At 41.7% G+C, this 25,108-nt stretch carries 25 protein-coding genes; 7 read left to right on the forward strand and 18 right to left on the reverse strand.

Annotated features, from left to right (window positions below):
* Positions 1-126 precede the first annotated feature (126 nt).
* Positions 127-693, reverse strand: a complete 567-nt coding sequence (gene gmhB, locus AC4IFT_RS18575) for a D-glycero-beta-D-manno-heptose 1,7-bisphosphate 7-phosphatase (RefSeq protein ID WP_490735777.1) — start codon at positions 691-693, stop codon at positions 127-129.
* 170 nt (positions 694-863) lie between these two features.
* Between gmhB and metN the strand changes: the two genes are divergently transcribed.
* From metN to proS, 6 genes are all read left to right on the forward strand, one after another.
* Positions 864-1,895 carry a methionine ABC transporter ATP-binding protein MetN gene (gene metN, locus AC4IFT_RS18580; protein ID WP_219244362.1) on the forward strand — a complete coding sequence of 344 codons (1,032 nt, stop codon included), beginning with the start codon at positions 864-866 and terminating at the stop codon, positions 1,893-1,895.
* The gene (gene metI, locus AC4IFT_RS18585) at positions 1,888-2,541 is read left to right on the forward strand and encodes a methionine ABC transporter permease MetI (protein ID WP_206083774.1); all 654 of its coding nucleotides are present in this window, start codon (positions 1,888-1,890) and stop codon (positions 2,539-2,541) included. The genes metN and metI overlap by 8 nt, the downstream gene beginning before the upstream one ends.
* A gap of 60 nt (positions 2,542-2,601) precedes the next feature.
* Entirely contained in the window at positions 2,602-3,423 is an 822-nt protein-coding gene (locus AC4IFT_RS18590) for a MetQ/NlpA family lipoprotein (RefSeq protein WP_219244363.1), read from the forward strand.
* Positions 3,424-3,548: 125 nt separating this feature from the next.
* Complete coding sequence (rcsF, locus tag AC4IFT_RS18595) at positions 3,549-3,953, forward strand: Rcs stress response system protein RcsF (protein ID WP_490735780.1); 405 nt, start codon at positions 3,549-3,551, stop codon at positions 3,951-3,953.
* 7 nt (positions 3,954-3,960) lie between these two features.
* Entirely contained in the window at positions 3,961-4,680 is a 720-nt protein-coding gene (gene tsaA / locus AC4IFT_RS18600; protein WP_490752232.1) for a tRNA (N6-threonylcarbamoyladenosine(37)-N6)-methyltransferase TrmO, read from the forward strand.
* Between the two features lie 99 nt (positions 4,681-4,779).
* Positions 4,780-6,498: a proline--tRNA ligase gene (gene proS / locus AC4IFT_RS18605; RefSeq protein WP_490735784.1), complete on the forward strand. Its 1,719-nt coding sequence runs from the start codon at positions 4,780-4,782 to the stop codon at positions 6,496-6,498.
* 63 nt (positions 6,499-6,561) lie between these two features.
* Here proS and chbG read toward each other — a convergent pair whose 3' ends face one another.
* The 7 genes from chbG to nlpE form a co-directional block, all read right to left on the reverse strand.
* Positions 6,562-7,317, reverse strand: coding sequence for a chitin disaccharide deacetylase (chbG, locus tag AC4IFT_RS18610; RefSeq protein WP_490752234.1), 756 nt, complete (start codon positions 7,315-7,317; stop codon positions 6,562-6,564).
* Between the two features lie 35 nt (positions 7,318-7,352).
* The gene (locus AC4IFT_RS18615) at positions 7,353-8,705 is read right to left on the reverse strand and encodes a 6-phospho-beta-glucosidase (RefSeq protein ID WP_490735788.1); all 1,353 of its coding nucleotides are present in this window, start codon (positions 8,703-8,705) and stop codon (positions 7,353-7,355) included.
* Positions 8,706-8,826: 121 nt separating this feature from the next.
* A complete protein-coding gene (gene chbR, locus AC4IFT_RS18620) occupies positions 8,827-9,693 on the reverse strand; it encodes a transcriptional regulator ChbR (RefSeq protein ID WP_219244369.1) in 867 nt (288 codons plus the stop codon).
* Between the two features lie 9 nt (positions 9,694-9,702).
* On the reverse strand, positions 9,703-10,047 hold the full coding sequence (gene chbA, locus AC4IFT_RS18625) for a PTS N,N'-diacetylchitobiose transporter subunit IIA (RefSeq protein WP_490735792.1): 345 nt from the start codon (positions 10,045-10,047) through the stop codon (positions 9,703-9,705).
* A gap of 44 nt (positions 10,048-10,091) precedes the next feature.
* Positions 10,092-11,453, reverse strand: coding sequence for a PTS N,N'-diacetylchitobiose transporter subunit IIC (gene chbC / locus AC4IFT_RS18630; protein WP_219244371.1), 1,362 nt, complete (start codon positions 11,451-11,453; stop codon positions 10,092-10,094).
* 108 nt (positions 11,454-11,561) lie between these two features.
* Entirely contained in the window at positions 11,562-11,882 is a 321-nt protein-coding gene (locus tag AC4IFT_RS18635; protein ID WP_206083764.1) for a PTS sugar transporter subunit IIB, read from the reverse strand.
* A gap of 374 nt (positions 11,883-12,256) precedes the next feature.
* The gene (nlpE, locus tag AC4IFT_RS18640) at positions 12,257-12,913 is read right to left on the reverse strand and encodes an envelope stress response activation lipoprotein NlpE (RefSeq protein ID WP_490752236.1); all 657 of its coding nucleotides are present in this window, start codon (positions 12,911-12,913) and stop codon (positions 12,257-12,259) included.
* Between the two features lie 273 nt (positions 12,914-13,186).
* On the opposite strand from nlpE, the gene rof reads away from it, so the two are divergent.
* Positions 13,187-13,450, forward strand: a complete 264-nt coding sequence (rof, locus tag AC4IFT_RS18645; RefSeq protein ID WP_490735796.1) for a Rho-binding antiterminator — start codon at positions 13,187-13,189, stop codon at positions 13,448-13,450.
* Positions 13,451-13,512: 62 nt separating this feature from the next.
* Here the strand turns inward: rof and tilS are convergent, their stop codons facing one another.
* The 10 genes from tilS to skp all read right to left on the reverse strand — a co-directional run bounded on the left by tilS (position 13,513) and on the right by skp (position 25,058).
* Complete coding sequence (gene tilS, locus AC4IFT_RS18650; protein ID WP_490752238.1) at positions 13,513-14,865, reverse strand: tRNA lysidine(34) synthetase TilS; 1,353 nt, start codon at positions 14,863-14,865, stop codon at positions 13,513-13,515.
* Between the two features lie 17 nt (positions 14,866-14,882).
* Positions 14,883-15,767, reverse strand: coding sequence for a DMT family transporter (locus AC4IFT_RS18655; protein ID WP_490752240.1), 885 nt, complete (start codon positions 15,765-15,767; stop codon positions 14,883-14,885).
* A 110-nt stretch (positions 15,768-15,877) separates the two neighbouring features.
* On the reverse strand, positions 15,878-16,837 hold the full coding sequence (gene accA / locus AC4IFT_RS18660; RefSeq protein WP_219244375.1) for an acetyl-CoA carboxylase carboxyl transferase subunit alpha: 960 nt from the start codon (positions 16,835-16,837) through the stop codon (positions 15,878-15,880).
* A gap of 12 nt (positions 16,838-16,849) precedes the next feature.
* Entirely contained in the window at positions 16,850-20,332 is a 3,483-nt protein-coding gene (gene dnaE / locus AC4IFT_RS18665; RefSeq protein WP_490735803.1) for a DNA polymerase III subunit alpha, read from the reverse strand.
* Between the two features lie 11 nt (positions 20,333-20,343).
* Positions 20,344-20,937 carry a ribonuclease HII gene (rnhB, locus tag AC4IFT_RS18670; protein ID WP_490752242.1) on the reverse strand — a complete coding sequence of 198 codons (594 nt, stop codon included), beginning with the start codon at positions 20,935-20,937 and terminating at the stop codon, positions 20,344-20,346.
* Positions 20,937-22,088 (reverse strand): lipid-A-disaccharide synthase, encoded by a 1,152-nt coding sequence (gene lpxB, locus AC4IFT_RS18675; RefSeq protein WP_490752244.1) that lies wholly within the window; start codon positions 22,086-22,088, stop codon positions 20,937-20,939. Before lpxB ends, rnhB begins: the two co-directional genes overlap by 1 nt.
* Before the next feature lie 53 nt (positions 22,089-22,141).
* Positions 22,142-22,939 carry an acyl-ACP--UDP-N-acetylglucosamine O-acyltransferase gene (gene lpxA / locus AC4IFT_RS18680; RefSeq protein WP_490735809.1) on the reverse strand — a complete coding sequence of 266 codons (798 nt, stop codon included), beginning with the start codon at positions 22,937-22,939 and terminating at the stop codon, positions 22,142-22,144.
* Position 22,940: 1 nt separating this feature from the next.
* A complete protein-coding gene (fabZ, locus tag AC4IFT_RS18685) occupies positions 22,941-23,393 on the reverse strand; it encodes a 3-hydroxyacyl-ACP dehydratase FabZ (protein ID WP_219244380.1) in 453 nt (150 codons plus the stop codon).
* Between the two features lie 129 nt (positions 23,394-23,522).
* Positions 23,523-24,560, reverse strand: coding sequence for a UDP-3-O-(3-hydroxymyristoyl)glucosamine N-acyltransferase (lpxD, locus tag AC4IFT_RS18690; RefSeq protein WP_490735812.1), 1,038 nt, complete (start codon positions 24,558-24,560; stop codon positions 23,523-23,525).
* Between the two features lie 3 nt (positions 24,561-24,563).
* Positions 24,564-25,058: a molecular chaperone Skp gene (gene skp / locus AC4IFT_RS18695; RefSeq protein ID WP_206083755.1), complete on the reverse strand. Its 495-nt coding sequence runs from the start codon at positions 25,056-25,058 to the stop codon at positions 24,564-24,566.
* Between the last annotated feature and the right edge of the window lie 50 nt (positions 25,059-25,108).

Raw genomic sequence — 25,108 nt, forward strand, 5'->3', positions numbered from 1 at the left:
CAGTGTTCATCGCGCTTTGCGTTGTCTTGTTCCCGGTCAGTGGATGCGCATTATAGGGAGTCAGAAAAATCTGGCAAGTGTTTTTTAAAACTTTTTTTCCGACTGCTCGCTTATCACTCAAAATGGCTATTTTTTAATTCTTTTTAGCGTTTCTGGCAGGTCTGCAATGCTATTAACCACAAAGTCAGCACTATTCATTGCTTCTTCTGTCACAGGTTCGCCACTTTTAACCAGCACTGTTGTTCCGACATTTGCGGCTTTACCCGCTAAAATATCAGCAAGTTTATCGCCTACCATTATAGAAGCAGCCATATCTATATTTAAGAAAGACTGTGCATCTAATAACATACCCGGTTTTGGTTTACGGCAATTGCAGTCTTGGCGATATTCTTCTACATCAGACTCTGCGTGATGTGGGCAGAAGTAAATACCGTCTAGGTCAACACCACGATCCGCAAGTGACCAGTCCATCCATTCAGTTAACTGCATAAATTGGTCTTCGGTATAAATGCCACGACCAATACCTGATTGGTTTGTGACAACCACTAATGCATAACCCATCTTCTTTAATTCCAACATGGCTTCAATAGCGCCTTCAATAAATTCAAAGTCATCTATTTTATGTACGTAGCCATGGTCGATATTAATTGTTCCGTCTCTGTCTAAAAAGACTGCTGGTATCCCGTTACTCACCTGTTTACTCCTCAAACTGAATATCTTTTTAGTATCTCACGAAAAGAAATGAAATGAGAATAGAATAAATCGCACAATCTTTGTTGACTTAGACGTCTAGACGCCTTAACATCCAACCATATTAGATACACTATCTAAAGAACAATTCAGATAAAAGTTAGAAAACATAAATGATAAAGCTCTCAAATATAAATAAAGTTTTCCAGCAAGGAAGCCGTAGCATTCAAGCATTGACTGATATTAGCTTGCATGTGCCTGCTGGTCAGATATATGGCGTTATTGGTGCTTCAGGTGCAGGTAAAAGCACCTTAATTCGTTGCGTAAACATGCTAGAGCGCCCAACATCAGGCCAAGTTGTTGTTGATGGACAAGATTTAACCTCAATGACAGAAAAAGCGTTGACGAGAGCACGTCGCGGTATTGGCATGATTTTCCAACATTTTAACTTATTATCTTCGCGTACTGTGTTTGATAACGTGGCACTGCCACTGGAACTGGACAATACGCCTAAAGAAAAAATTAAAGAACGCGTTGATGAGCTACTAGATTTAGTCGGCTTAAGCGAAAAGAAAGATGCTTATCCTGCTAATTTATCAGGCGGACAAAAACAACGTGTTGCAATCGCACGTGCTTTAGCTAATTCGCCAAAAGTTTTACTGTGTGATGAAGCGACGAGTGCATTAGACCCTGCGACCACACGCTCAATTTTAGAGTTATTAAAAGATATTAACCGCCGTTTAGGGTTGACCATCTTATTAATCACTCACGAAATGGATGTCGTAAAACGTATTTGTGACCAAGTCGCAGTAATTAGTGGCGGTCAATTAATCGAGCAAGATAAAGTGAGCGAAGTGTTCTCTCACCCGAAAACACCGGTTGCGCAGGCTTTTATTCAGTCAACATTAGTTATTGATATTCCAGATGACTATAAAGAGCGCATGAGCACTGAAGCAGGTAAAGATTTATCGCCATTAGTGAAATTAGAATTTACAGGCCAATCCGTTGATGCGCCGCTAATTTCGATGGCTGTACGTAAGTTTGATATTGATATTAATATTTTAAGCTCTCAGATTGATTACGCAGGCGGCGTGAAATTTGGTGTGATGCTAGCGGAGCTGCATGGCATTAATGGTGGTGTTGAGTCCACAATTGAATTTTTGAAAGAGCACCACGTAAAAGTAGAGGTTTTGGGTTATGTCTGAGAGAATGATTTATTTGCTGATTAACGGCACCATCGACACTATCACAATGACCTTTGTTTCTGGCTTTTTGGGCTTTGTTTTAGGCTTACCACTAGGCGTTTTACTTTATATTACGCGTAAAGACCAAGTGATGGAAAATGTCGGTTTATATCGTGCGCTTGCCGTTATAATTAATATTTTCCGTTCAGTACCATTTATTATTTTACTCGTTTGGATTATTCCATTAACGTCATTTTTAGTGGGTACAACCATTGGTTTAAAAGCTGCAATCGTACCGTTAACCATTGGTGCAGCACCATTTATTGCACGTATGGTCGAAAATGCGCTATTAGAAATTCCAAGTGGTTTAATTGAATCAGCACGAGCAATGGGGGCAACTCCGCTTCAGATCATCCGTAAAATTTTGATCCCTGAAGCAATGCCTAGCCTGATTAACGCAGCAACCATTACTTTAATTATGTTAGTTGGATATTCCGCAATGGGTGGTGCAGTCGGCGCCGGTGGTTTAGGTCAAATCGCACTGCAATATGGTTACCAAACCTATAACCCTGTTGTGATGAATACCGTTATTGTTCTTCTTGTCATTTTAGTAAACGCAATCCAGTTTGGTGGCGAATACTTAATGAAAAAAGTTTCACATCGATAGTCAGTAAAATAGCGGCGCCGTTAGGGTGCTTATAAAGTCCGAATGAAAGGGGTACTACCAATGTCTATTAAGTTAAAATCTATCGCAGTTGTCGGCGCGCTATTAGGCACACTCGTTTTAGCGGGTTGTGGCGAAAAAGAAAAAGATGCTAACAGCATTAAAGTTGGTGTGATCATGGGCAAAGAGTTAGAAGTTGCTGAAGTCGCACAGAAAGTTGCTAAAGAAAAATATGGTTTAGATGTTGAGCTGGTTTCATTTAATGATTTCGTATTACCAAACGAAGCATTAAGCAAAGGTGATATCGATTTAAACGCGTTCCAACACAAGCCATACCTTGACCAACAAATTAAAGATCGTAACTATAAGTTAGTACCAGTGGGCAATACTTTTATTTACCCAATTGCTGCTTACTCTAAAAAAATCAAATCTGTTGACGAATTAGCTGACGGTTCACAAATCGCATTACCAAATGACCCAACCAACTTAGGTCGTTCTTTACTGCTGCTACAACAACAAAATTTAATTAAGTTAAAAGATGGCACAGGTTTAATGCCAACCGTTCTGGATGTTGTTGAGAATCCAAAAAATCTGAAATTTGTTGAATTAGAAGCGCCACAATTACCACGTGCACTTGATGATCAAAAAATTGCTTTAGCTATCATCAACACCACTTGGGCAAGCAGCGCAACACCTAAACTGACGCCAGCAAAAGACGGTTTATTTGTTGAAGATAAAGATTCTCCATATGTAAATATTATTGTTGCTCGTGAAGATAATAAAGATAGCGAAAATGTGAAGAAATTTATCCAAGCTTATCAATCAGATGAAGTTGCTAACAAAGCTAACGAAGTCTTCGATGGTGGTGCAGTTAAAGGCTGGTAATCTTTTTTATTATTAAAAAAACGATTAAAATACTAGGTGGCTCTATGCCACCTAGTATTTTTTGCAATTTATAGACTATAAAAATAACGATATTTTATTGAATCATATAAGAAAGGTAATAACTTATGAGACTGTTATTGCTCACCTTAGCGGCGTTGACGTTAGCTGGGTGTGGGATTAACCAATACACGAGTCCAGGGGCAAACAAAGGTTTCACCAGTATGAAATTGTCTAAACCTGTGCCAAGTGTGACTGAAGAACCTGAAACAGCAAATGTTAAATTAATGAATAGCCCAGAAGAACTCTTGGGAATGCCTTTCAAAGATTTAGGTATTGTTTCTGGTGAGTCATGCAGAGAAAGCGTTCAAAGCCCTCCTGCAAATCTAAATACAGCGAAAAACAGTATGTTATCTCAAGCTGCTTTTATTGCTGCTGATGCCGTCCTTTTACACCAGTGCCAGACAATGACCTCTCCAGGTTGTTATCAAGCAACGATTTGTGAAGGTAGCGCATTAAAAATTGTTGAATAACCGCCATATGCAATCTTTTCAATTTGAGACTATTGGGTATATCGAATCGCCATATAAAGAAAAGTTTGCCATCCCGCGCCAACCTGGGCTTGTTCCAGGTGGTGCAGGACGCCTACATCTCCACTCCCCTTTTAATGATGCTAATACTGTTCGTGGCTTAACGCAATTTAGCCATATCTGGGTAATTTTTGTTTTTCATCAAACGATGAAAGGTGGCTGGAAACCTTTAGTTCGTCCACCTCGCCTTGGCGGTAATGACAAAATGGGTGTATTTGCAACACGCTCAACATTTAGACCAAATCCAATTGGTATGTCCCTTGTTGAATTAAGAGGGGTTTCTATAAAAAATAACCAAGCTATACTCGAGCTTGGTAGCCTGGATTTGGTTGATGGCACACCTGTGATTGATATAAAACCTTATTTACCTTTTGCTGAAGCAATACCAGAGGCCACCGCGGGATATGCTCAAGATGCGCCTTCAGATAATATGCAGGTTATATTCACGCCATCCGTTGAAAATCAATTAGTGTCTTATCAACATCAATACCCTGCGCTAAAGCAATTTATTGAACAAGTTTTAATGCAAGACCCTCGCCCAGCGTATAAAAAACAATCGACTGAAATTCGTGACTATGCGGTTCATTTATTAGATTTTAATATTCGTTGGCGAGTGATTAATGGTGTGACTGAAGTATTCGCTATCGAACCTTACGAAAAAACGTGTTAACCCCTTTTGGCGAATCTCAGTCGCTGGTAGACTAGCTCTCTATATACTTTGGTAAGCAAGCGGCTTGCCATAATTTGTTGTTCTAATGGAACCTATACAATGCGTACTAGCAAATATCTGCTCTCAACTCTAAAAGAGACCCCTGCGGATGCAGAAGTTATCAGCCACCAGCTGATGCTGCGTGCAGGAATGATCCGTAAACTTGCTTCTGGTCTGTATGACTGGTTACCCACTGGCGTGCGTGTTCTACGTAAAGTCGAAAATATCGTCCGTGAAGAAATGGAAAATGCAGGCGCTATCGAGGTATCTTTACCCGTCGTTCAGCCCGCAGATTTATGGCAAGAAAGTGGACGTTGGGAACAGTATGGCCCTGAATTGCTGCGTTTTGTTGACCGTGGTGAGCGCCCATTTGTTCTTGGCCCAACCCATGAAGAAGTGATCACTGATTTAGTGCGTAACGAAATCACCTCTTATAAACAACTGCCATTGAATTTATTCCAAATTCAAACCAAGTTCCGTGATGAAGTTCGCCCGCGTTTTGGCGTCATGCGTTCACGCGAATTTATTATGAAAGATGCTTACTCTTTCCATATTAGCCAAGAATCATTGCAAGAAACCTATGATGCAATGTACGAAGCGTATAGCAAAATTTTCACACGTATTGGCTTTGATTTCCGTGCAGTTCAAGCGGATACCGGCTCAATTGGTGGTAGTGCATCTCACGAATTCCAAGTACTAGCACAAAATGGTGAAGACGACGTTATTTTCTCCACTGAGTCTGACTATGCGGCGAATATCGAGTTTGCAGAAGCGTTAGCGCCAACCACACCACGTGGAGCGCCAACCGAAGAACTGCGTTTAGTGGATACACCAAACGCAAAAACAATCGCTGAATTGGTAGAGCAATTTAACTTACCTGTTGAAAAAACAGTTAAGACACTTATCGTTCATGCCGAAAAAGATTCAGGCCATACATTAGTGGCATTATTGATCCGTGGCGATCATGAATTAAATGAAGTTAAAGCGGAAAAACATCCTTTAGTCGCTAGCCCACTAGAGTTTGCAACAGAAGCTGAAATTAGAAATGCTGTGAATGCAGGCCCAGGTTCATTAGGCCCTATCAATATGCCATTACCAATTGTTATCGACCGTAGCGTTGCTGTGATGAGTGACTTCGGCGCGGGTGCAAATATTGATGGAAAACACTACTTTGGCATCAACTGGGAGCGCGACTTAGCCTTACCTGAGACTTATGACCTGCGCAATGTGGTCGAAGGTGACCCAAGCCCAGATGGTAAAGGCGTGCTGCAAATTAAACGCGGTATCGAAGTTGGTCATATTTTCCAATTAGGCACCAAATATTCAGAAGCCATGAAAGCGTCTGTCCAAAATGAAGAAGGCCACAACCAAATCGTCACCATGGGTTGTTATGGTATTGGTGTGACGCGTATCGTTGCAGCTGCTATTGAGCAGAGCCATGATGATCGTGGAATTATTTGGCCGGATGCGATTGCACCGTTCCAAGTCGCTATTTTACCAATGAATATGCACAAATCTTATCGCGTAAAAGAAGTTGCTGAGAAACTGTATGCTGACTTAAAAGCAAACGGTATTGATGTAATTTTCGATGACCGTAAAGAACGCCCTGGTGTAATGTTTGCTGATATGGAACTGATTGGCGTTCCATACACCATCGTTATTGGTGACCGTAACTTAGATAATAACCAGATTGAATATAAATCACGCCGCAGTGATGATAAAGAATTGGTTGGTTTAGAAAATGTCGTTAGCTTCCTTAAAGGTAAGCTCGGCAAATAAGTTAGGTTAAAAGCCAAAAAATAGAGCCCAAATTCTAGTCATATTGAATTTGGGCTTTTTTCTTTAAATATCTCGGTACGAACCGATTTTAAAACCACGTGCAGCGATTTGTGATTTTAAATTTTCCGATGTTAATACTTCCAATTCATTTAAACGTGGATAAGCGTAGTTGCTTTTTAATAATGCATTATCAATAAAAGCAGGATGGCTCATGACTTCAATAGAGCGATGCCCTTGTGCTTTGGCTTCATCGATAATCTTCAAAAATAACGTTTCTGATATTTTATCGCCATAAAACTCACTACTAAAGCAATCAGTGCTCGCCACTTGGTATGATAATGGCGGCCAATTTTTCTCTAATTGACGATCAACACGCAGTGCAACACCTTGTTCTTGTGCAAAACCCACGACAATTGGAAAAATACCTTCAATCATATGCACGTGATGATGGCTATCAATATGGCTGGGCTTTTTGCCAAAAATGTCGATAAATTTTTGATATTGTAGATTCAGCTCTTGTTCAATCTCAGACAAAGGTAAATCATGAATATCGATATCCCATAGCCATTTACCTAACATTCCATCTCGAGTGAGCGTTGGCATTGGTGAAAAAGGCTTACCTGCCGTTAAAACGAAATGCATTCCCACCGCTAAATTCGGATTTTCATGACTTAATTTAGCCGCATGGGATATGGCAGGCATATTCATCATTGCGCTCGTTGAATTAACAACCCCATTACGATGAGATTCGATAATGCCGTAATTAACCGCTTCGCATAATCCAAAATCATCGGCATTCACAATAAGTAATGAAGCCATTTGTTCTCCCTTAGTGCTATAAATGATTTAACTCATTAACCTTCCAGCTCAAGTTGCTGTATTGCTTTCGCAAAGTTCGGCAGGTGTTTTTTATGGGCGATAAGTAATTCTTTCGAAATTAAACGCGCATCTTTATCTGAATGAATTAATGGGTTTAAATTCATTGCCAGTAATACATCATTAAACTGACCATTTACAGCTGCTTGGCTAGTGGCAATTTCAAAGTTTTTTAAGGTATAAATTAATCCAAGTACTTTGTCATCAAAATGCGTTACTCGTGGATGCGGTTTTGCACCATCGCGTCCCAGTAAGCAAGTCATCTCCACCGTCCAATCTTCGGGAATATTATCAATATGTCCCTGATGTGGGATATTAACGTAATGTTCTGTGTTTTTATTGTTATAAATAGCGTTAATGACTTCACAAGCCGCATCTGAATAATAGGCACCGCCTCGTAATTCAAGTTCTTTAGGTTTCACATCGAGTGATGGGTCCTTATAAAGCTCGAACAACCGATGTTCAACTTTTTGCACGATTTGAGCTCGAGCACCACCTTTATAATATTCCCCCAGCTCGATAGCTAACATTTCTTTTGGCTTAAAGTAATACAGTAAATAAGAGCAAGGGATTAGATTTAAGCTGCGAATTAACCCTTCTTCAAACGCAAGGTCAGTGATGTTTTTTACTGAGTTAGCACTTAATGTACCTGAAGCAATACCATCTAATAGCTCATCAAAACGAGAGATGCCATTAACTATCACATCCTTGATAAAAACCATGTGGTTTAAACCGAATAAGTCGATGGATAACTCATCTTTGTCTGACAGATTAAGAACATCTGTAATAAACATTTTCATGCCAATCGGAATATTACACACACCAATAAAACGCTTAAAATTAGTATGTCGGTAAACAGCTTCGGTCACCATCCCTGCTGGGTTAGTAAAATTAATCACCCAAGCATTAGGGCAGATTTCTTCCACATCTTTAATAATGTCAAAAATAACAGGAATGGTACGCAAACCTTTAAATAACCCACCAGCACCGTTGGTTTCTTGGCCTAAATAGCCATGTTTTAATGGAATAGACTCATCAATTTCGCGAGCCTTTAACTGGCCAACCCTCAACTGTGTAGTCACAAAATCAGCATCTTTAAGTGCTTCTCTTCTATCCAGTGTTTTCACTATTTTTAATGGGATGTTTGCATGCTTAACCATGCGTTCACATAAATCAAAAATAATATCTAATTTTTCTTTGCCTTCCTCAACATCCACCAACCATAACTCAGTTATCGGAAGTTCATGGTAACGTTTAATAAAACCTTCGAGTAATTCAGGTGTATAGCTACTACCACCACCAATGGTGACAACTTTTAACTTCTGAGTCATATTAACCTCATAGAACCTTATACAATAGACATAGAAAGGCACACCATCTTTATTAAAAAAGATGGTTATGCTTGAATTGTTTAATTAAGAACGTTTTGAAATTCAGTTTACCTAATGCTAATTAACCCACCATTTTTTGCTCAACACTGTATAAATTTTTCCGGTAATCACTTGGTGTTAGTGAAGTTGATTCTTTAAATTTTTTCACAAATAAACTTGGGCTACTGTAACCGGATTCAAATGCAATATCGGTGATCGAATAATTGGTAATTTCTAATTGCTTTTTAGCAAAATTAATTCGGATGTCGTTGATAATTTGCATGGGTGTTTTGCCATAAAAACGTTTTGTCGCTCGCGTTAAATACTCTTGAGATTTTCCCGTCATGGTGATCATATTTTGTAGTGCGCTTTCACTGAACATCGCAATATCATGCATATCTTCAAGTGTGCTCTTAAGCCATTGAGGGGCATCATCCTGTAAACTCTTTTCGCGAAAATGGCGTAAACGGTTGACGACATTAAATGTGACTAGCTCAATAAACTCATTAAACTCGCTGTCTCTAAAATTTAATGAGGCAATAACGGACTCAATATAAGCCATAAATTCATTTTTTAATGGGTAGCTTTGTGATGCAACAAAACAGCTTGGTAATAATGGCAAATAATGTTTATCAAAAAATGATTTACTAATTCCAACATTTAATATCCGTGTTGGACCAAAGTCATAAGCACTTTCGTGATATGAACCAATAGGCAAAAAAACAAAATCCCCACGCTCTAATAATATTTTTTTCCCATTAATAATTTGATAACAGCGACCTGTTAATACAATCGTGTATTCATAATAATCGTGTTGATGCAGTCCACTTGCGCTCTCAACTTTATTATAAATAAAGACATGAAAGGTTTTATTGTTAAACAGTTCGCTTTCTTGAACTAATTTAATTTCAGCATTAGTGTCGGTTCTATTCATCAGTGTCTGCATCATTATCCCCTTTTAATGGTTTAATTTTTCATGTAGCTCAATTAATTCAGTAATCAATTCGCGCGCTAGCATGGCATTCATTAAATGATCTTGAGCATGGACGAGGACTAAACTGACTTTAATTCGACCCTCCCCCATGTCGCTTTCAATGAGCTGAGTTTGTACTTTATGTGCTTCATTCAAAGAAGAGTGAGATTGCTCCATTAAACTTTTTGCTGTGACGAAGTCACCCTCTTTAGCCTTTCTTAATGCGGTATAAGCTAAGCTTCTTGCCTGACCTGCATTAATAATTAAGCCCATGACAACTTCTTCTAATTCGTTAGTTTCATCTTCTTGAATATCATCGAGTTCAAACATATTTTTATCTCTACTTAGATGGGAGGAGCAAGCTCCTCCGTTTTTTAAAACTTCAGTGCATTGGCAATATCTTCTTCACTTTCTTCTTCGTCTATCGTGTTTTGGGCTTTATTCGAAATCACCACAAATGGCAGATAAACCAGTACAGCAACACCAAGGTTAAATAAAGCAAGTAATAGTGCTGCAATACTTCCGTTAGTGTTGAAGAAAGCCGCCAAGCCTGTCGGCATTGTCCACGGTGCAATATTGGTCACCGGTGGGATAATCCCTAAAGAATACGCTGCTACCATTATTCCCGCCAATAAAGGTTGGATCAGAATAAATGGGATAAACATGACAGGGTTCATGATGATAGGTAATCCAAAAATAATCGGTTCATTAATTTGGAATATACCCGCTGGTAATGCTAGTTTTGCAACTTGGCGGTGATCTGCACGGCGTGAAGCAATAAAGATGGCAATGATTAACCCTAATGTCGCCCCTGTTCCCCCTAGGAAGACATAGGAATCAAGCATCGGTTTTGCCCACATATGGAAGGATTTACCCGCAGCAATCGCCGCATCCACAGAACCATATTGCGCATATAACGAGACGTTTTCCAGTGCCCATGGAGTCATGATCCCGCTGTCTAAGGCTGTCAGGGCTAATGAACCGTGAATACCAAAGAACCACAGTAACGATGTAAAGACTACATAAGCCCAGCCAACGACATTCCCCATTGATGCGAGCGGTGTCGACACGGTATCCATAATGATTTGGTGGAAGTTAGTACTGATACCACTCGAAAGCGCCCATGACACAATCCCCATTATCGATAAGATAATAAAACCCGGAATAAGTGCAGAGAATGAACGGGAAACAGAAGGAGGGACGCTATCAGGTAATTTAATTACCCAATTACGACGAACAATGAATGCAAACATTTCGGCAACAACTAACCCTAAAATAATACCCGAAATGATATTTGCGCCGCCTAACCAATTTGCACCAACAGCATAAGCGCCATTAACTTCATAAGGTGTTACTGTCATAAAAGCAGCGACTGCCAGTAACCCTGCGGCTAATGGGTCAACTTTTCGCTCTTCCGCTAATGCCATGGAGATAAAAAAAGGCGCCATGAGGGACATAATACCGAGCGTCCCATTGTAAACATTTCCCCCAATCGCTTTAAATCCATTTAATGTTTCTATTGTTGATGGTTCTAATCTCACGCCCAATGAGTAAAAGAACGACCCTGCATCAAAGCTTAAAAATACATTATTAATCAGTACAAACATTGCCCCGACTAACGTCAGTGGCATAATTCGAATAAAACCATTCTTTATTGCATTAACATGAGGTTGCTTTCCCAATCTAACTGCGAAGGGCAGAAGTACCTTTTCAAGCGAAGTAATAACAAGACTCATAAAAATACCCTCGATTTTTTGAGTGTGCTCCATTCTGATTAGGCTAATCTGCAATGAATAGCGCCAATGTTGATGGAGTTATTATTGAGTAGAAGTAGCTCTCTAATTTTAATTTGCTGTTTGTTTTTTTATGCTGGCAACGGCTGCTTTTAATACCCCAAGCCCATCAACTTTGCCGTATAACAATGAATCAATCACTTCAACGGGTTTATTTGGCAGTATTTTTTGAATATCCGTTAACATCCAAGCAATTTGTGGACCGAGTAAAACCAAATCTGCATCAACACCTTTTTCACTTGCTAAACTTTCTGGAAAAGCTTCTATATTGACGGGTACATCGTACTTTTCTGCCTGTTGCCTCATTTTGTTGACTAACAATGAAGTCGACATGCCAGCAGAACAAAATAAATAGATATTTTTCTTCTTCATTCCTTATCCTTTGATTCGTTCTATTTTTTAGTTACCGCTTAGATTTATAAATTTTTTTTACAGGCTGCGGCTTTTTTTTAAATCAATAAACTAAAAATTAAAATTATTTCTAGTTGAATGAAGTATACGGACTTCCCTTAGTTTACGATATTTCATTGTTATCATTAATTGTCTCTGATTGACCAACCGCTATGACAATCTTCACAAAACAAGCAAATATTTTGCGACAACAAAAAAGTTATACTGATATCAAAAAAAAGAGTATGAGAGGCGCAAAGAAATAGAGGAAGTGATTTTCTGTTGAGATTTTAAGATGTTAAATAAAAAAGCCCAATATTTCTATTGAGCTTTTTAGAGGAAAAATACAGTCTAAATTATTTACAAGACGCCGTTTTATCGAATTTAATCTGCCCTGTTTGAACGAATGCTGAGTCAAATTGACCATCTTCCATTGACGGACGAACGGTATAATAACCTTCAACCTCAACATAAACAGGCGTTCCGCCGTCAACACCCGTTTCCCCATAGGCTTTTTCTAATTCAATACCCGATGCAGCGTATTGGCGCCCAGTTTCGCACTCAGTAAAGACAGCGGCATCCGCCATATAACGATATTGGCCCACTTTTTTACTCGGTTGAACACGGTTTAACGTATAATTCAGTTCTGTTTCAATCGGGTTACCGTCTAAATCCAGTAAAGTCACGGACTCGCCATTGTCAGCTTTAGCAAAAAAGGTGCTTTCGCCTTTTGGATTTGTTGTACGCAATTTATTGCCTTCAACGCTCCATTTACCCGCTTCATGGAAGCCTGTGTTGCCGTCTTTTGTTCCCAAGTAAATCAATTGTTCGACATAACTGCCATCTTGATCCACTAACAATGTTGCTTCAATGCCTGAGCAATCTGCACAAGGCAATACACCAGTGTAAACTTGATCAACAGGAACTGCGCTGGTATTTTTCGCACCACTTTGGCAGCCTGCTAACGTCACCGCGCCAACCGCCATTAAGACTAACAATAGTGATTTTTTCATGAGACTTCCCTTGAAATTATTCGTTTTTAACTCGTTTACCAATATGAAACATCATAGCATCTCAAGTCATAAAAAAATGGAAACAGTAAGATAATTCGGACATAACTGATAAAAAATGCCACGCATTAATTTGATGAATAAGAATTGTCTTTTTCATCCAGTAGCGATTATAGTTATTAAAATTACTGTGCTATTATCGTACTAAGCATTTTTTTGCTTGATACAACATGTTCAAGGCGGCAATAACCGCCACTAACACAGTGGTGAGGGAATATGTCTACAGATACTGAATATCAACCTATCAATTGTGATGATTACGAATATCTAGAAATCGCATGCCAACGTCAGTTGAAGTTGCAAATAAAACTTAATGACGGCGAGAATATTGAAGGGCAGGCCAGTGATTTGCTTCTACGAAAAAAAGTCGAGTACCTGATTGTTGAAACACAAGAGGGCACAAAGGAGCTACGGTTGGATTGCATTAACTCCTTCAGTCATCCAGAAATCGGCACAATCGTTGTCGACCACTCTCACTAATGCTCACGATTTGAGTCCTTCTTACCCCTTATGATGGTCACAGTCATAAGGGGTTTCTTGTTTTAGAAATCGCTCTGAAACCTCGACTCTTGCTGCCAATCTATCGCTATCCCAACTAGTTCATCGCCAATAAAACCTTCTGGTGTGATAAAACACCCCACCGCTGTAATCAATTGATCGTTATAATAAACCAGTGGAATACGTTCTCGCATCCACGGTGCAACCCCTAGTTCCTGCCATATTTTTTTGCTGCTTCTTGAACGATGCCGCCCCACAATATTGAGCGTGCCTTGTAAACCAAAACGTACAGTCACTTTTTCATCAGGCTCTGGGGGGCGAATTTGCCCTTGCCCTTCCATAACCTGTAATCGACCAAGGGATTCAGGCAGTTCAAATGTGGCGGGATATGACCACGTATATTGCTGCCCTGCTAAGTTTGCAATACGAGGAACCACCCACAAGGCGCCTTGGTAACGGCGAACTTCAACCAGCCCTAAGCGACAAACAGGCTCGGCATCTTGCCGCGCAAGCGCCACTTCTTGCCAAATGCGCTCTAATTGGTTAAAAGGTGGCATCGGAAGCTGATGTAACCCAATCCAACGGCGGATCAGTGCGTTACGCTTTGCGACAGAACAATTTTGCAGTTCATCAATAAACAAACCACCACGGTAATCCATCATCCCTTCAAGGGTTTCCTGCAATAATTCATCCAGTAACGATTCTTGCTCAGCACATAGCGATGCACTGCGCGCAATGGCATTGGAAATATACGGCCAACGTGTCGTTAAACGCGGTAAAATATGCAACCGAAGGAAGTTTCTATCATAGCGGTCATCTTGGTTGCTATCGTCTTCCACCCATGGCAATTGCTGCGCTTGCATGTAAGCTTCTAAATCAACACGAGAGACCGTTAATAATGGGCGCAGCAACTGAGTTTGTCCGCATTTCCCGATAAAAGGCAAGGATTCAGGCATCGATGATAACCCCGCAGGGCCACTTCCACGCTTTAACGCTAATAAAAATGTTTCCGCTTGGTCATCAAGATGTTGAGCGGTTACCAATACTTCGTTGATTTCAAGTTCTTCACGATAAGCTTGATAACGGGCATCCCGTGCTGCTGCCTCAATACCTTTCTCGCTTGGGTCAACAGATACATGGTGGCAGACAAAAGGGATCTGCCATTGTTGGCATAACTGCGCACAATGTTGTTCCCAAGCATCTGCTCTCTTGTTTAAACCATGATGAATATGGATTGCTCGGATAATTAATCGCGAATTATGATTTTTCTTGAGTTGATAAAGCGCATGCAGTAATACTGTCGAATCAATCCCGCCACTAAACCCAACAAGTATTTTTGTATAATCACCGATTTTTTCGCGTACTCGCTCGATGATCATGGATGATTGCTGCACCATACGTTTACCCTTTTTGACTATTGTTGATTGCGACGTTTTGCACCAACACATAAAACACCTGAAATAATAACTAACATGACCCCAATAATATATGCAATTTCAAATGGCTCACTTAAAAGTAACACTAACCACAATACCGATAATACCGGTGATAAAAATACTACTGAGGCAATTTTTGTCGAGTTCCCCGTATTCATCGCTTTAAACCACAGGATATACGACACGCCATTAATGAGTACCCCATTAATCAACGTCGGCCAAAATGCGCCTTGAGATGGTAACTGCATTTCACTCAAAGACAACAGGAGAACCAAGGAAGTTAATGTCGAGAAGATAAATAACCAAACCGTACTAATATACGGATCAATAGAATATTGGCGTGAAAATACTGACATTAAAGCAAAGCAAAATGCTCCGCTAAAGACCAATAATAACGCCGTTGGGTTATCCACGTACAACTGGGTTATTTGCCCTTTCGTGAAGGTGATAATAACAGCAATAAAACCAACCATAACCCCGACAATTTGCCGCCCCGACAATCTGTCCTTCAATAGCACTACCGATAAAAGAATAATAATCAGTGGCCAGCTATATTGGATCACCAAAACAGCAATCCCATTTTCAATGGAATAACCGTAGTACAACAGCAAATAGAAAAGGCAATCCAGAAACCCAAGAACAAAAACTTTGGCTACAATGTCACGTGGCAAAATAAACAATTTAGCAGGCGTATAGCCTGATACTAATGCCACACTAATAACAGCAATGACCGAAATAAGGTTTGACCAAAATAAAAATTGAAAACTATCCATCCCATCTTGCCCAAAGCGTGAAACGATAGGGATAAAACTCCAAATCAGCACGCAAGAAAAGGCATAAATTAAATAATTATATTGTCGCACTTTAATACCTATTTTTTATTATTTGCGGGTGAATATTAATAACATTCAATAAAAAACGGGAGTTGGCAAAAGCAAACTCCCGTTTTATTTAATCTATGAATCGCTAAAAATTAGCAATAACCGTATTCCATCAGGCGCTGATAACGACGGTTTTTCAATGCTTCTGCATCTAATACTTCCAGTTCGTTAAGATCTTCAGTGATACGTGCTTTTAGGTGAGCTGCGATTTCATCATAGTTACGATGCGCACCACCTAAAGGCTCAGAGACCACGTTATCAATCAGTTTTAGCTCTTTCAGGCGCGGCGCTGTAATGCCCATCGCTTCAGCCGCTAATGGGGCTTTGTCTGCACTTTTCCACAAAATGGATGCACAGCCTTCCGGGGAAATAACCGAATAAGTGCTGTATTGCAGCATATTCACTTTATCACCCACACCAATGGCTAACGCGCCACCAGAACCGCCCTCACCAATGACTGTACAAATCACGGGAACAGATAAACGTGACATTTCACGTAGGTTACGCGCGATCGCTTCTGATTGACCACGCTCTTCTGCACCAACACCTGGGTATGCGCCCGGGGTATCGATGAAAGTGATAATAGGCAGATTAAAACGCTCAGCCAGTTCCATCAGGCGCAGTGCCTTACGGTAACCTTCAGGGGCTGGCATACCAAAATTACGACGGATTTTTTCTTTCGTTTCGCGCCCTTTTTGGTGCCCAATAATCATCACAGGGCGACCATCTAAACGCGCCAAGCCACCGACTATGGCTTTGTCATCAGCATAAGCACGATCACCCGCTAATTCTTGGAAGTCCGTGAAAATGCGAGAGATATAGTCCAATGTATAAGGACGGCGTGGATGACGAGCGAGTTTAGCAATTTGCCAAGCACCCAGATCAGAGAAGATTTTACGTGTCAGTTCAACACTTTTTTCACGTAAACGAGCAACCTCTTCATCGAGGTTGACCTCTAAATTGTTATCTTGACGGCTGACGGCTTTTAAAGAGTCAATTTTTGCCTCTAATTCCGCAATTGGCTGTTCAAAATCAAGAAAATCCAGACTCATAATATTCCTATTTTAGTCAAATTCTAATTCTACCTGCTCACTACCCAGCAGAGTTCGAAGATCGTTCAGAAGGGGATCCACGGGTGTCACACGCCAAACAACGCCAAATTTAAGCTTGGCTCTGGCATCGTCCTTCTGGTAATACAGATGAACCGGGATAGTGCCTGAACGATGAGGTTCAAGCGTACTGCGCAGCCGGTTCAGTAATTGATCGTTAATTTGTTTATCTGACAGTGAAATCGCAAGTCCACGTGCATATTTCTCCCTTGCTTCACTAATATCCATTAACTCACGCACTGTCATTTTATTACCACCATTGAAATCATCAAAGCTGACCTGACCGGTGGCTATCAGGATATTGTCTTTTTCCAACATATGTTGGTATTTATCGAGTGCATCTGAAAATAGCATAATATCCAGACGACCGGAACGATCATCAAGCGTACAGATACCAATTCTATTCCCACGCTTGGTTGTAATGACTTTAGCTGAAAGTACTAAACCTACCACAGTTGTCACTTGACCACGAGGGGTTGGGTTCACATCTTTTAATCTAAGGCCATTAGTATAGCGTTCTATTTCACTCAAGTATCGCGTTATTGGATGACCCGTTAAATATAAGCCAAGGGTTTCCCTTTCCCCATCCAATACCACTTGTTCTGGCCATTTTGGCACACTTGCATACGAGCTTTCCACTTGCTCAGGGGCTTCAGCTAACACACCAAACATATCGGCTTGGCCTATGGCTTCGGCTTTCGCATGTTGATCAGCGGCTTTTAATGCATCCTCAAGGGATGACATCAACGCTGCACGGTGAGGACCTAGGCGATCAAATGCCCCCGCCATGATCAGTTTTTCCATCACGCGGCGGTTAATTTTTTTAATATCAACGCGAGCGCAAAGGTCAAAAATCTCTTTGAAAATTCCGCCTTGCTGGCGTGCTTCAACAATGGCTTCAATGGGGCCTTCTCCGACCCCTTTAATCGCACCAATACCGTAAACTATCTCACCTTCATCATTCACATGAAAGTGATAAAGCCCGCTATTGATATCTGGAGGCAATACTTTTAAGCCCATTCGCCAGCATTCGTCAACTAAACCAACGACTTTTTCGGTATTATCCATATCCGCGGTCATTACTGCCGCCATAAATTCAGCAGGGTAATGCGCTTTTAGCCACAGTGTTTGGTAAGAAACCAGTGCATACGCTGCAGAGTGCGATTTGTTAAACCCATAACCGGCAAATTTCTCTACCAAGTCAAAGATTTTCATCGACAATTCGCCATCAACGCCGTTTTTGATTGAACCTTCCTCAAAAACAGAACGCTGCTTCGCCATCTCTTCCGGTTTCTTTTTACCCATTGCACGGCGCAGCATATCCGCACCACCAAGGGTATATCCCGCAAGAACCTGTGCAATCTGCATAACCTGTTCTTGGTATAAAATAATACCATAAGTTGGCTCAAGAACAGGTTTTAACGATTCATGTTGCCATTCTACATCAGGATATGAAATCTCTTCACGACCATGTTTACGGTCGATAAAGTTATCAACCATGCCTGATTGCAGCGGGCCTGGACGGAATAACGCCACCAGAGCGATCATATCCTCAAAGCAGTCAGGACGTAATCGCTTAATTAAGTCCTTCATTCCACGGGATTCTAACTGGAACACCGCCGTGGTTTCAGAGCGTTGCAGCATATCAAAACTTTTTTGATCGTGTAATGGAATGGCTGCAATATCAATCGGTTCTTGGTTTTTCTTAGCCCGACGCGCGTTGATCATCTCCAACGCCCAGTTAATGATCGTTAACGTCCGTAAACCTAGGAAGTCAAACTTCACTAACCCTGCATATTCAACGTCGTTTTTATCGAATTGCGTAACGGGGTTGTTCCCTTCTGCATCGCAATACAGTGGGGCAAAATCGGTAATTTTGGTTGGTGCGATAACCACACCACCTGCGTGTTTACCCGCGTTTCGTGTCACCCCTTCAAGTTTACGCGCCATATCAATCAGCGCTTTCACTTCTTCATCCGCTTCGTAAATTTCAGGAAGCTGTGGCTCCGCTTCAAAGGCTTTTTCTAATGTCATTCCCGGATCAGGGGGAACCAGTTTAGAAATCCTATCCACAAAACCATAAGGGTGGCCAAGGACACGCCCTACGTCACGAATAACTGCTTTTGCCGCCATCGTACCGAAGGTAATAATTTGTGATACCGCATCACGGCCGTACATCTGCGCTACGTGATCAATCACTTGGTCACGTTTTTCCATACAGAAGTCGACGTCAAAGTCAGGCATCGAGACCCGCTCAGGGTTTAAGAAACGCTCAAACAGAAGGTCAAATTCTAATGGGTCGAGGTCTGTAATTTTGAGTGCATAAGCCACTAATGAGCCCGCACCAGACCCCCTTCCCGGCCCAACAGGCACGCCGTTGTCTTTTGACCATTGGATAAACTCCATCACGATCAAGAAGTAACCGGGGAACCCCATTTGGTTAATCACGTTCAGTTCAATGTCTAAACGCTCATCATATGCAGGGCGTTTTTCTGCACGAACTTTTTCGTCAGGGAATAAAAACTCAAGACGTTCTTCGAGCCCTTCTTTTGACCGCATCACCAAAAAGTCTTCAGTTTTCATATCCCCAGTTGGGAATTGCGGTAAGAAGTACTCACCAAGACGAATCGTGACGTTACAACGCTTAGCAATCTCTACACTGTTTTCTAACGCTTCAGGAATGTCGGCAAAAAGCTCACACATTTCCTCTTCAGTACGTAAGTATTGCTGAGGGCTATAGTTTTTCGGTCTTTTGGGGTCAGCTAGGGTGAAACCATCGTGGATGGCAACGCGAATTTCATGGGCATCAAAGTCGCTACTTTCAATAAAGCAGACTTCGTTCGTCGCGACAACAGGCAAACCTTTCTTCGTGGCCAATTCGACGGCAGCATGAAGATAGCTTTCTTCGTCTGGACGACCCGTTCTGACGAGTTCGAGATAATAACAACCGGGGAAATGCGCTTCATAAAACTCAAGGCACTCATCGACAAGCGCTTGGTTGCCTCGTAATAGAAATTGCCCAATATCCCCTTTGCGCCCACCAGAGAGCAAAATAAGCCCCTCTTTGTGCTTTGCTAGCCAATCACGCTTAATTGTTGGCCCTACAGCGCCATAGCCCTTTTGGTAGGCTTCTGAAATCAAGAGAGTAAGGTTTTGATACCCTTCATTATTGCGAGCAAGAACGGTGAGATGAGAAATTTCATCGCCTAATAATTCGCTTTCTACATAAAAATCCGCGCCGATGATCGGCTTGATCCCTGCCCCATGTGCAGCACCGTAGAATCTCACTAACCCACACAAGTTAGTAAAATCGGTGATTGCGAACGCAGGCATGCCCATTGCTGCCACTTTTTTGACCAATGGACCCGTTTTCGCGAGCCCGTCAATCATCGAGTAGTCACTGTGCACACGCAAATGAATAAAACGAGGTGATGCCATCGATTAAGTACCTATTTTTGACTGTCTAAAGCTCGCCTCACGGGAGCAAAGCTTTTACGATGGAATTCGGTTGCACCATACTGCGCCAATTTTTCTAAGTGGTATGCGGTTGGGTAGCCTTTATGCTTTGCAAAGCCATATTCTGGGAATACTTTGTCCAGCTCGACCATTTCCCTATCCCGCACGACTTTCGCTAAAATGGATGCTGCGCTAATTTCTTGTACAAGGCTATCGCCTTTAACCACGGCCTGTGACGGCATTGGCAGTTCAGGGCAGCGATTGCCATCAATTAAAACAAATTCAGGGGCGATAGATAACCCTGCAACAGCACGCTGCATGGCTAACATCGTCGCGTGTAATATATTTATTTTATCAATTTCTTCAGGTTCTGCACGACCAATGCACCAACATAAGGCTTTTTCTTTGATTTCGTCGAACAGTTTCTCGCGCTTTTTTTCACTGAGTTTTTTCGAGTCTGCGAGCCCTGCAATCGGGTTATTGGGATCAAGGATCACAGCGGCAGTCACAACTGCGCCCACTAATGGCCCACGCCCAACTTCATCAACGCCAGCAATTAAATTGGCTTTGGGATAGATAAATTCCATTAATTTTTAACCAAATCGAGTACTGCTTCTGCAGCTTGTTTATCTGCATCACAACGGATCAACTGATGCAGATGTAAAAAAGTGTCTTTTAGTTGATTAACTCGTTCGCCACCTTCCAATAATGGAAGAATCTCTTGTGCCAGTTTTTCTGGCTGGCACTCTTCTTGCAGTAATTCTTTGACAATTTCTTTTTCAGCCAGCAAATTCGGCAAGGAGACATACGGGGTTTTAACTAAGCGTTTAGCCAGCCAAAAAGTGAACGGCTTCATACGGTAACCAACCACCATCGGGCATTTAGTCAACATACATTCCAGAGCAGCGGTTCCTGAGGCTAACAGTGTCGCATCTGCAGCAATCATCGCATCACGGGCTTGTCCATCAAGGATATGCACGGATAACTCAGGCGCAACAGTGGCTTTGATTGTATCAAATTGCAGACGGCGCTTTTCATTCACCAGGGGCACTACGATATGCAAATCAGGGAAGCGTTGTTGGAGTATTTTAGCTGTTTGTAAAAAATCAGCACTCAACATTTCCACTTCTGAATGGCGGCTTCCTGGTAATAATGCGAGACATTTTACATTTTCGGGAATACCGAGGTGCGCTCGCGCAGCAAGTTTATCTGGATGTAAGGGAATAGCATCCGCCATCGTATGGCCGATAAAACGACAAGGTACATCAAAACGGTCATAAAACGCTTTTTCAAATGGTAAAAACGCTAAGACTAAGTTTGTAGAACGACCGATTTTAAATACACGCTTTTGGCGCCAAGCCCAAACTGAAGGGCTGACGTAATGAATAGTTTTGATGCCTTTTGCTTTTAAGCGCCCTTCAAGGGTGATGTTAAAATCAGGGGCATCAATTCCGACAAAAATATCGGGTTGTAACTGTGTAAAACGCTGGGTTAAATCTTTACGAATAGATAATAAACGAGGTAACCGACCGAGAACTTCAACAATTCCCATCACGGCTAACTCTTCCATTTCGTACCAAGCTTCACAGCCTTCCGCTTGCATCAACGGGCCTGCAACACCAACAAAGCGAGCATTAGGCACTTGCTCTTTCAGTGCACGAATAAGCCCTGCACCGAGGATATCGCCAGATGTTTCTCCGGCAACAAGGCCAATAGTAAGTGGACGGTTATCAATCACCGAAATTCGCTCCTTAATAAAGGCCTAGTCACGTTAACCACAGCACTTTGTGATTAACGGATAATACCACGCTTAGATTGTGCAGAATCTTCTAAGAAATCACTAAACACTTTAACGTGTTCGTTGACTTTCCCTGCTTCTGCGATTTCTTCACGCGCTTCTTCTAATGATTTACCTGAACGATATAACGTCTTGTATGCATTACGAATAGCATGCAGTGATTCTTTTTCAAAACCACGACGTTTTAGGCCTTCAAGGTTTAGACCAAATGGCGTTGCATGGTTACCTTGTGCAATAACATATGGTGGCACATCTTGCGCCACGCCAGAGCAACCACCCACCATAACGTGAGCACCAATTTTACAGAATTGATGCACAGCTGTCATACCACCAATAATCGCGTAATCGCCTAATGTGACATGACCGCCTAACGTCCCGTTATTTGCAATAATGCAACGATTTCCAATGATACAATCGTGAGCAATATGCACGTTAACCATCAGCAGGTTATCATCACCCACTTTTGTTAAGCCAGCATCTTGGACGGTACCACGGTGAATAGTCACACTTTCTCTAATACGGTTTCTATCACCAATTTCAACGCGAGTTGGTTCACCTTGGTATTTCAGGTCTTGGTTAGCTTCACCAATAGACGCAAACTGGAAAATCACATTATCGCGGCCAATTTTTGTGTGACCGTTAACGACAACGTGGGATTTCAGCTCTGTGCCTTCGCCAATTTCAACATTCGCGCCAACATAACAAAAAGGGCCAATACGCACATTGGCGCCAATAATTGCGCCATCTTCGACGATGGATGAAGGATGGATATAGGCAGTATTGTCAATCATATCAGACCTCACGGCGACGGGCGCACATCATTTCTGCTTCGCAGGCCACTTCTCCATCAACTTTTGCAACGCCTTTAAAACGTGCGACTCCGCGACGTTCTTTAATAAATTCAACTTCTAAGATCATTTGATCTCCAGGCTGAACAGGACGTTTAAAACGGGCGTTATCTACCGCTGCAAAATAATACAGTTCACCCGGCTCTAATTTTCCAACGCTTTTAAATGCAAGGATACCCGTTGCTTGCGCCATTGCTTCTAAAATTAAAACACCCGGGAAAATCGGTTTACCAGGGAAATGCCCTTGGAAAAATGGCTCGTTGAAGGAAACATTTTTAACTGCACGCAAAGATTTGCCTTCTTCAAAATCCAATACACGGTCAACCAAAAGGAACGGGTAACGGTGTGGAAGGAGCTCTAAAATTTCTTCAATATTCAGAGTATGATTATCACTCATCGAAATACTCTTCCTGTCTATTAATACGGTTATTATTAACGAATCGGCCTGCTTCAACCTTAAATTAGGTTAACTGGCAGGCCGGAAAACGTAACTCAGATAACTATTTTAGCCTGAATTACAAAATGATTACTGATTTTTTTGATTTTGGCTATCTAATTCGCGTTCAACGTTTTTCAGGCGCTTATTCATCTCATTGATACTTAAGACTAAAGCAGCTGTTTTACGCCAAACTTTATTAGGTTGTAAAGGAATACCTGAAGAGTAAACTCCCGGTTCGGTGATAGGCCGCATGACCATTCCCATTCCCGTTACTGTGACCTTATCGCAAATTTCCATATGACCGTTGATCACGCTCGCGCCACCAATCATACAGTAACGGCCGATTTTTAAGCTGCCAGCCATGATTACGCCGCCAGCAACTGCGGTATTATCACCAATAATGACGTTATGTGCAATTTGGCACTGGTTATCGATAATAACCCCATTGCCAATCACTGTGTTATCTAGAGCGCCGCGGTCAATTGTTGTACTTGCGCCGATCTCGACACGATCTCCGATGATCACAGTGCCTAATTGAGGAATTTTGATCCAATTGCCACGATCATTCGCGTAGCCGAAGCCATCAGAGCCGATCACGGTACCTGATTGCACTAAGCAGTGCTCGCCAATTTCAATATTGTGGTAAACGCTGACATTCGCCCATAAGCGGGTTCCTGCACCAATACGCGTGTTTTTACCCACAAAGCAACCTGCGCCAATTACGACGTTATCGCCCAGTACAACACCACTTTCGATAACGGCATTTGCGCCAATTGCAACATTTTTACCGAGTGTTGCATCATCGGCAATCACTGCGGATGCATGAATATCTTCAGCCGGACTTGGCGTGGTATCCATGATTTGCGCCATCCGTGCATAGGCGAGGTACGGGTTATCAACAACCAGTGCCGCCACTTTGCAGGATTCGAGATCTTTTGCTGTAAGAACCACCGCAGCAGCTTGGCATTCGGCCAATTTATCACTGTAACGGCTGTCAGATAAAAAAGTTATCTGTTGATTATTCGCTGAATGCATGGGAGCAATACTGGTGATGACGATATCGCCATCACCATGTAATTGTGCATTCAACTGCTGAGCAAGGTCAGCCAATCGAATTGAAGACATCTATTATTTAACCTGTTTTTGAACCTGACTAGTGATGTCGATACTATCTTTTGCATACGCAACTGCGTTTGCATCGATAACAACATCGTAGCCTTCTTTAGCAGCAACAGACTTAATAGAGTCCTGAATACGAGTTAAAATTTTATTACGCTCTTCACCTTGACGACGACGGTTGTCTTCTTCAAATTTCTGCGCTTTTTCAGCAAAAGTATCACGTTTAGTCATGAGTTCGGATTCAAGCTTTTCGCGCTCACTTTGCTTCATGGTAGCACCATCACGACGCAGTTTTTCTACGCGTGATTGCAGGTCTTTTTCCAGATTCTGCAATTCAGTAGCACGGCTTTTGAATTCGCTTTCAAGCTGTTTAGCAACGGCTTCACGCGCAGGCATATTTTGGAAAATTTCGCCAACATTTACGATAGCGATTTTTTCAGCATAAGCACCCGCAGACATTGCTAAAGCAATACTCACACCCGCTGCACACAACAATTTTTTCACACTAAACTCCTTAACCCATATGTATGGCTGGAAATTTTGGTTGCTCCCAT

Source organism: Providencia sp. UF-183, from assembly GCF_058246155.1.

What these genes read in the sequence shown, in the direction of transcription:
- AC4IFT_RS18635 (WP_206083764.1), bottom strand. Translation starts at nt 11,882, where the DNA reads ATGAAGAAGAAAAATATCTATTTATTTTGTTCTGCTGGCATGTCGACT.
- chbA (WP_490735792.1), bottom strand. Translation starts at nt 10,047, where the DNA reads ATGTTTGAACTCGATGATATTCAAGAAGATGAAACTAACGAATTAGAA.
- tilS (WP_490752238.1), bottom strand. Translation starts at nt 14,865, where the DNA reads ATGGTGCAGCAATCATCCATGATCATCGAGCGAGTACGCGAAAAAATC.
- metI (WP_206083774.1), top strand. Translation starts at nt 1,888, where the DNA reads ATGTCTGAGAGAATGATTTATTTGCTGATTAACGGCACCATCGACACT.
- AC4IFT_RS18590 (WP_219244363.1), top strand. Translation starts at nt 2,602, where the DNA reads ATGTCTATTAAGTTAAAATCTATCGCAGTTGTCGGCGCGCTATTAGGC.
- rof (WP_490735796.1), top strand. Translation starts at nt 13,187, where the DNA reads ATGTCTACAGATACTGAATATCAACCTATCAATTGTGATGATTACGAA.
- proS (WP_490735784.1), top strand. Translation starts at nt 4,780, where the DNA reads ATGCGTACTAGCAAATATCTGCTCTCAACTCTAAAAGAGACCCCTGCG.
- nlpE (WP_490752236.1), bottom strand. Translation starts at nt 12,913, where the DNA reads ATGAAAAAATCACTATTGTTAGTCTTAATGGCGGTTGGCGCGGTGACG.
- rnhB (WP_490752242.1), bottom strand. Translation starts at nt 20,937, where the DNA reads ATGGAATTTATCTATCCCAAAGCCAATTTAATTGCTGGCGTTGATGAA.
- metN (WP_219244362.1), top strand. Translation starts at nt 864, where the DNA reads ATGATAAAGCTCTCAAATATAAATAAAGTTTTCCAGCAAGGAAGCCGT.
- fabZ (WP_219244380.1), bottom strand. Translation starts at nt 23,393, where the DNA reads ATGAGTGATAATCATACTCTGAATATTGAAGAAATTTTAGAGCTCCTT.
- chbC (WP_219244371.1), bottom strand. Translation starts at nt 11,453, where the DNA reads ATGAGTCTTGTTATTACTTCGCTTGAAAAGGTACTTCTGCCCTTCGCA.
- rcsF (WP_490735780.1), top strand. Translation starts at nt 3,549, where the DNA reads ATGAGACTGTTATTGCTCACCTTAGCGGCGTTGACGTTAGCTGGGTGT.
- tsaA (WP_490752232.1), top strand. Translation starts at nt 3,961, where the DNA reads ATGCAATCTTTTCAATTTGAGACTATTGGGTATATCGAATCGCCATAT.
- accA (WP_219244375.1), bottom strand. Translation starts at nt 16,837, where the DNA reads ATGAGTCTGGATTTTCTTGATTTTGAACAGCCAATTGCGGAATTAGAG.
- chbR (WP_219244369.1), bottom strand. Translation starts at nt 9,693, where the DNA reads ATGATGCAGACACTGATGAATAGAACCGACACTAATGCTGAAATTAAA.
- dnaE (WP_490735803.1), bottom strand. Translation starts at nt 20,332, where the DNA reads ATGGCATCACCTCGTTTTATTCATTTGCGTGTGCACAGTGACTACTCG.
- AC4IFT_RS18615 (WP_490735788.1), bottom strand. Translation starts at nt 8,705, where the DNA reads ATGACTCAGAAGTTAAAAGTTGTCACCATTGGTGGTGGTAGTAGCTAT.
- lpxD (WP_490735812.1), bottom strand. Translation starts at nt 24,560, where the DNA reads ATGTCTTCAATTCGATTGGCTGACCTTGCTCAGCAGTTGAATGCACAA.
- lpxA (WP_490735809.1), bottom strand. Translation starts at nt 22,939, where the DNA reads ATGATTGACAATACTGCCTATATCCATCCTTCATCCATCGTCGAAGAT.
- chbG (WP_490752234.1), bottom strand. Translation starts at nt 7,317, where the DNA reads ATGGCTTCATTACTTATTGTGAATGCCGATGATTTTGGATTATGCGAA.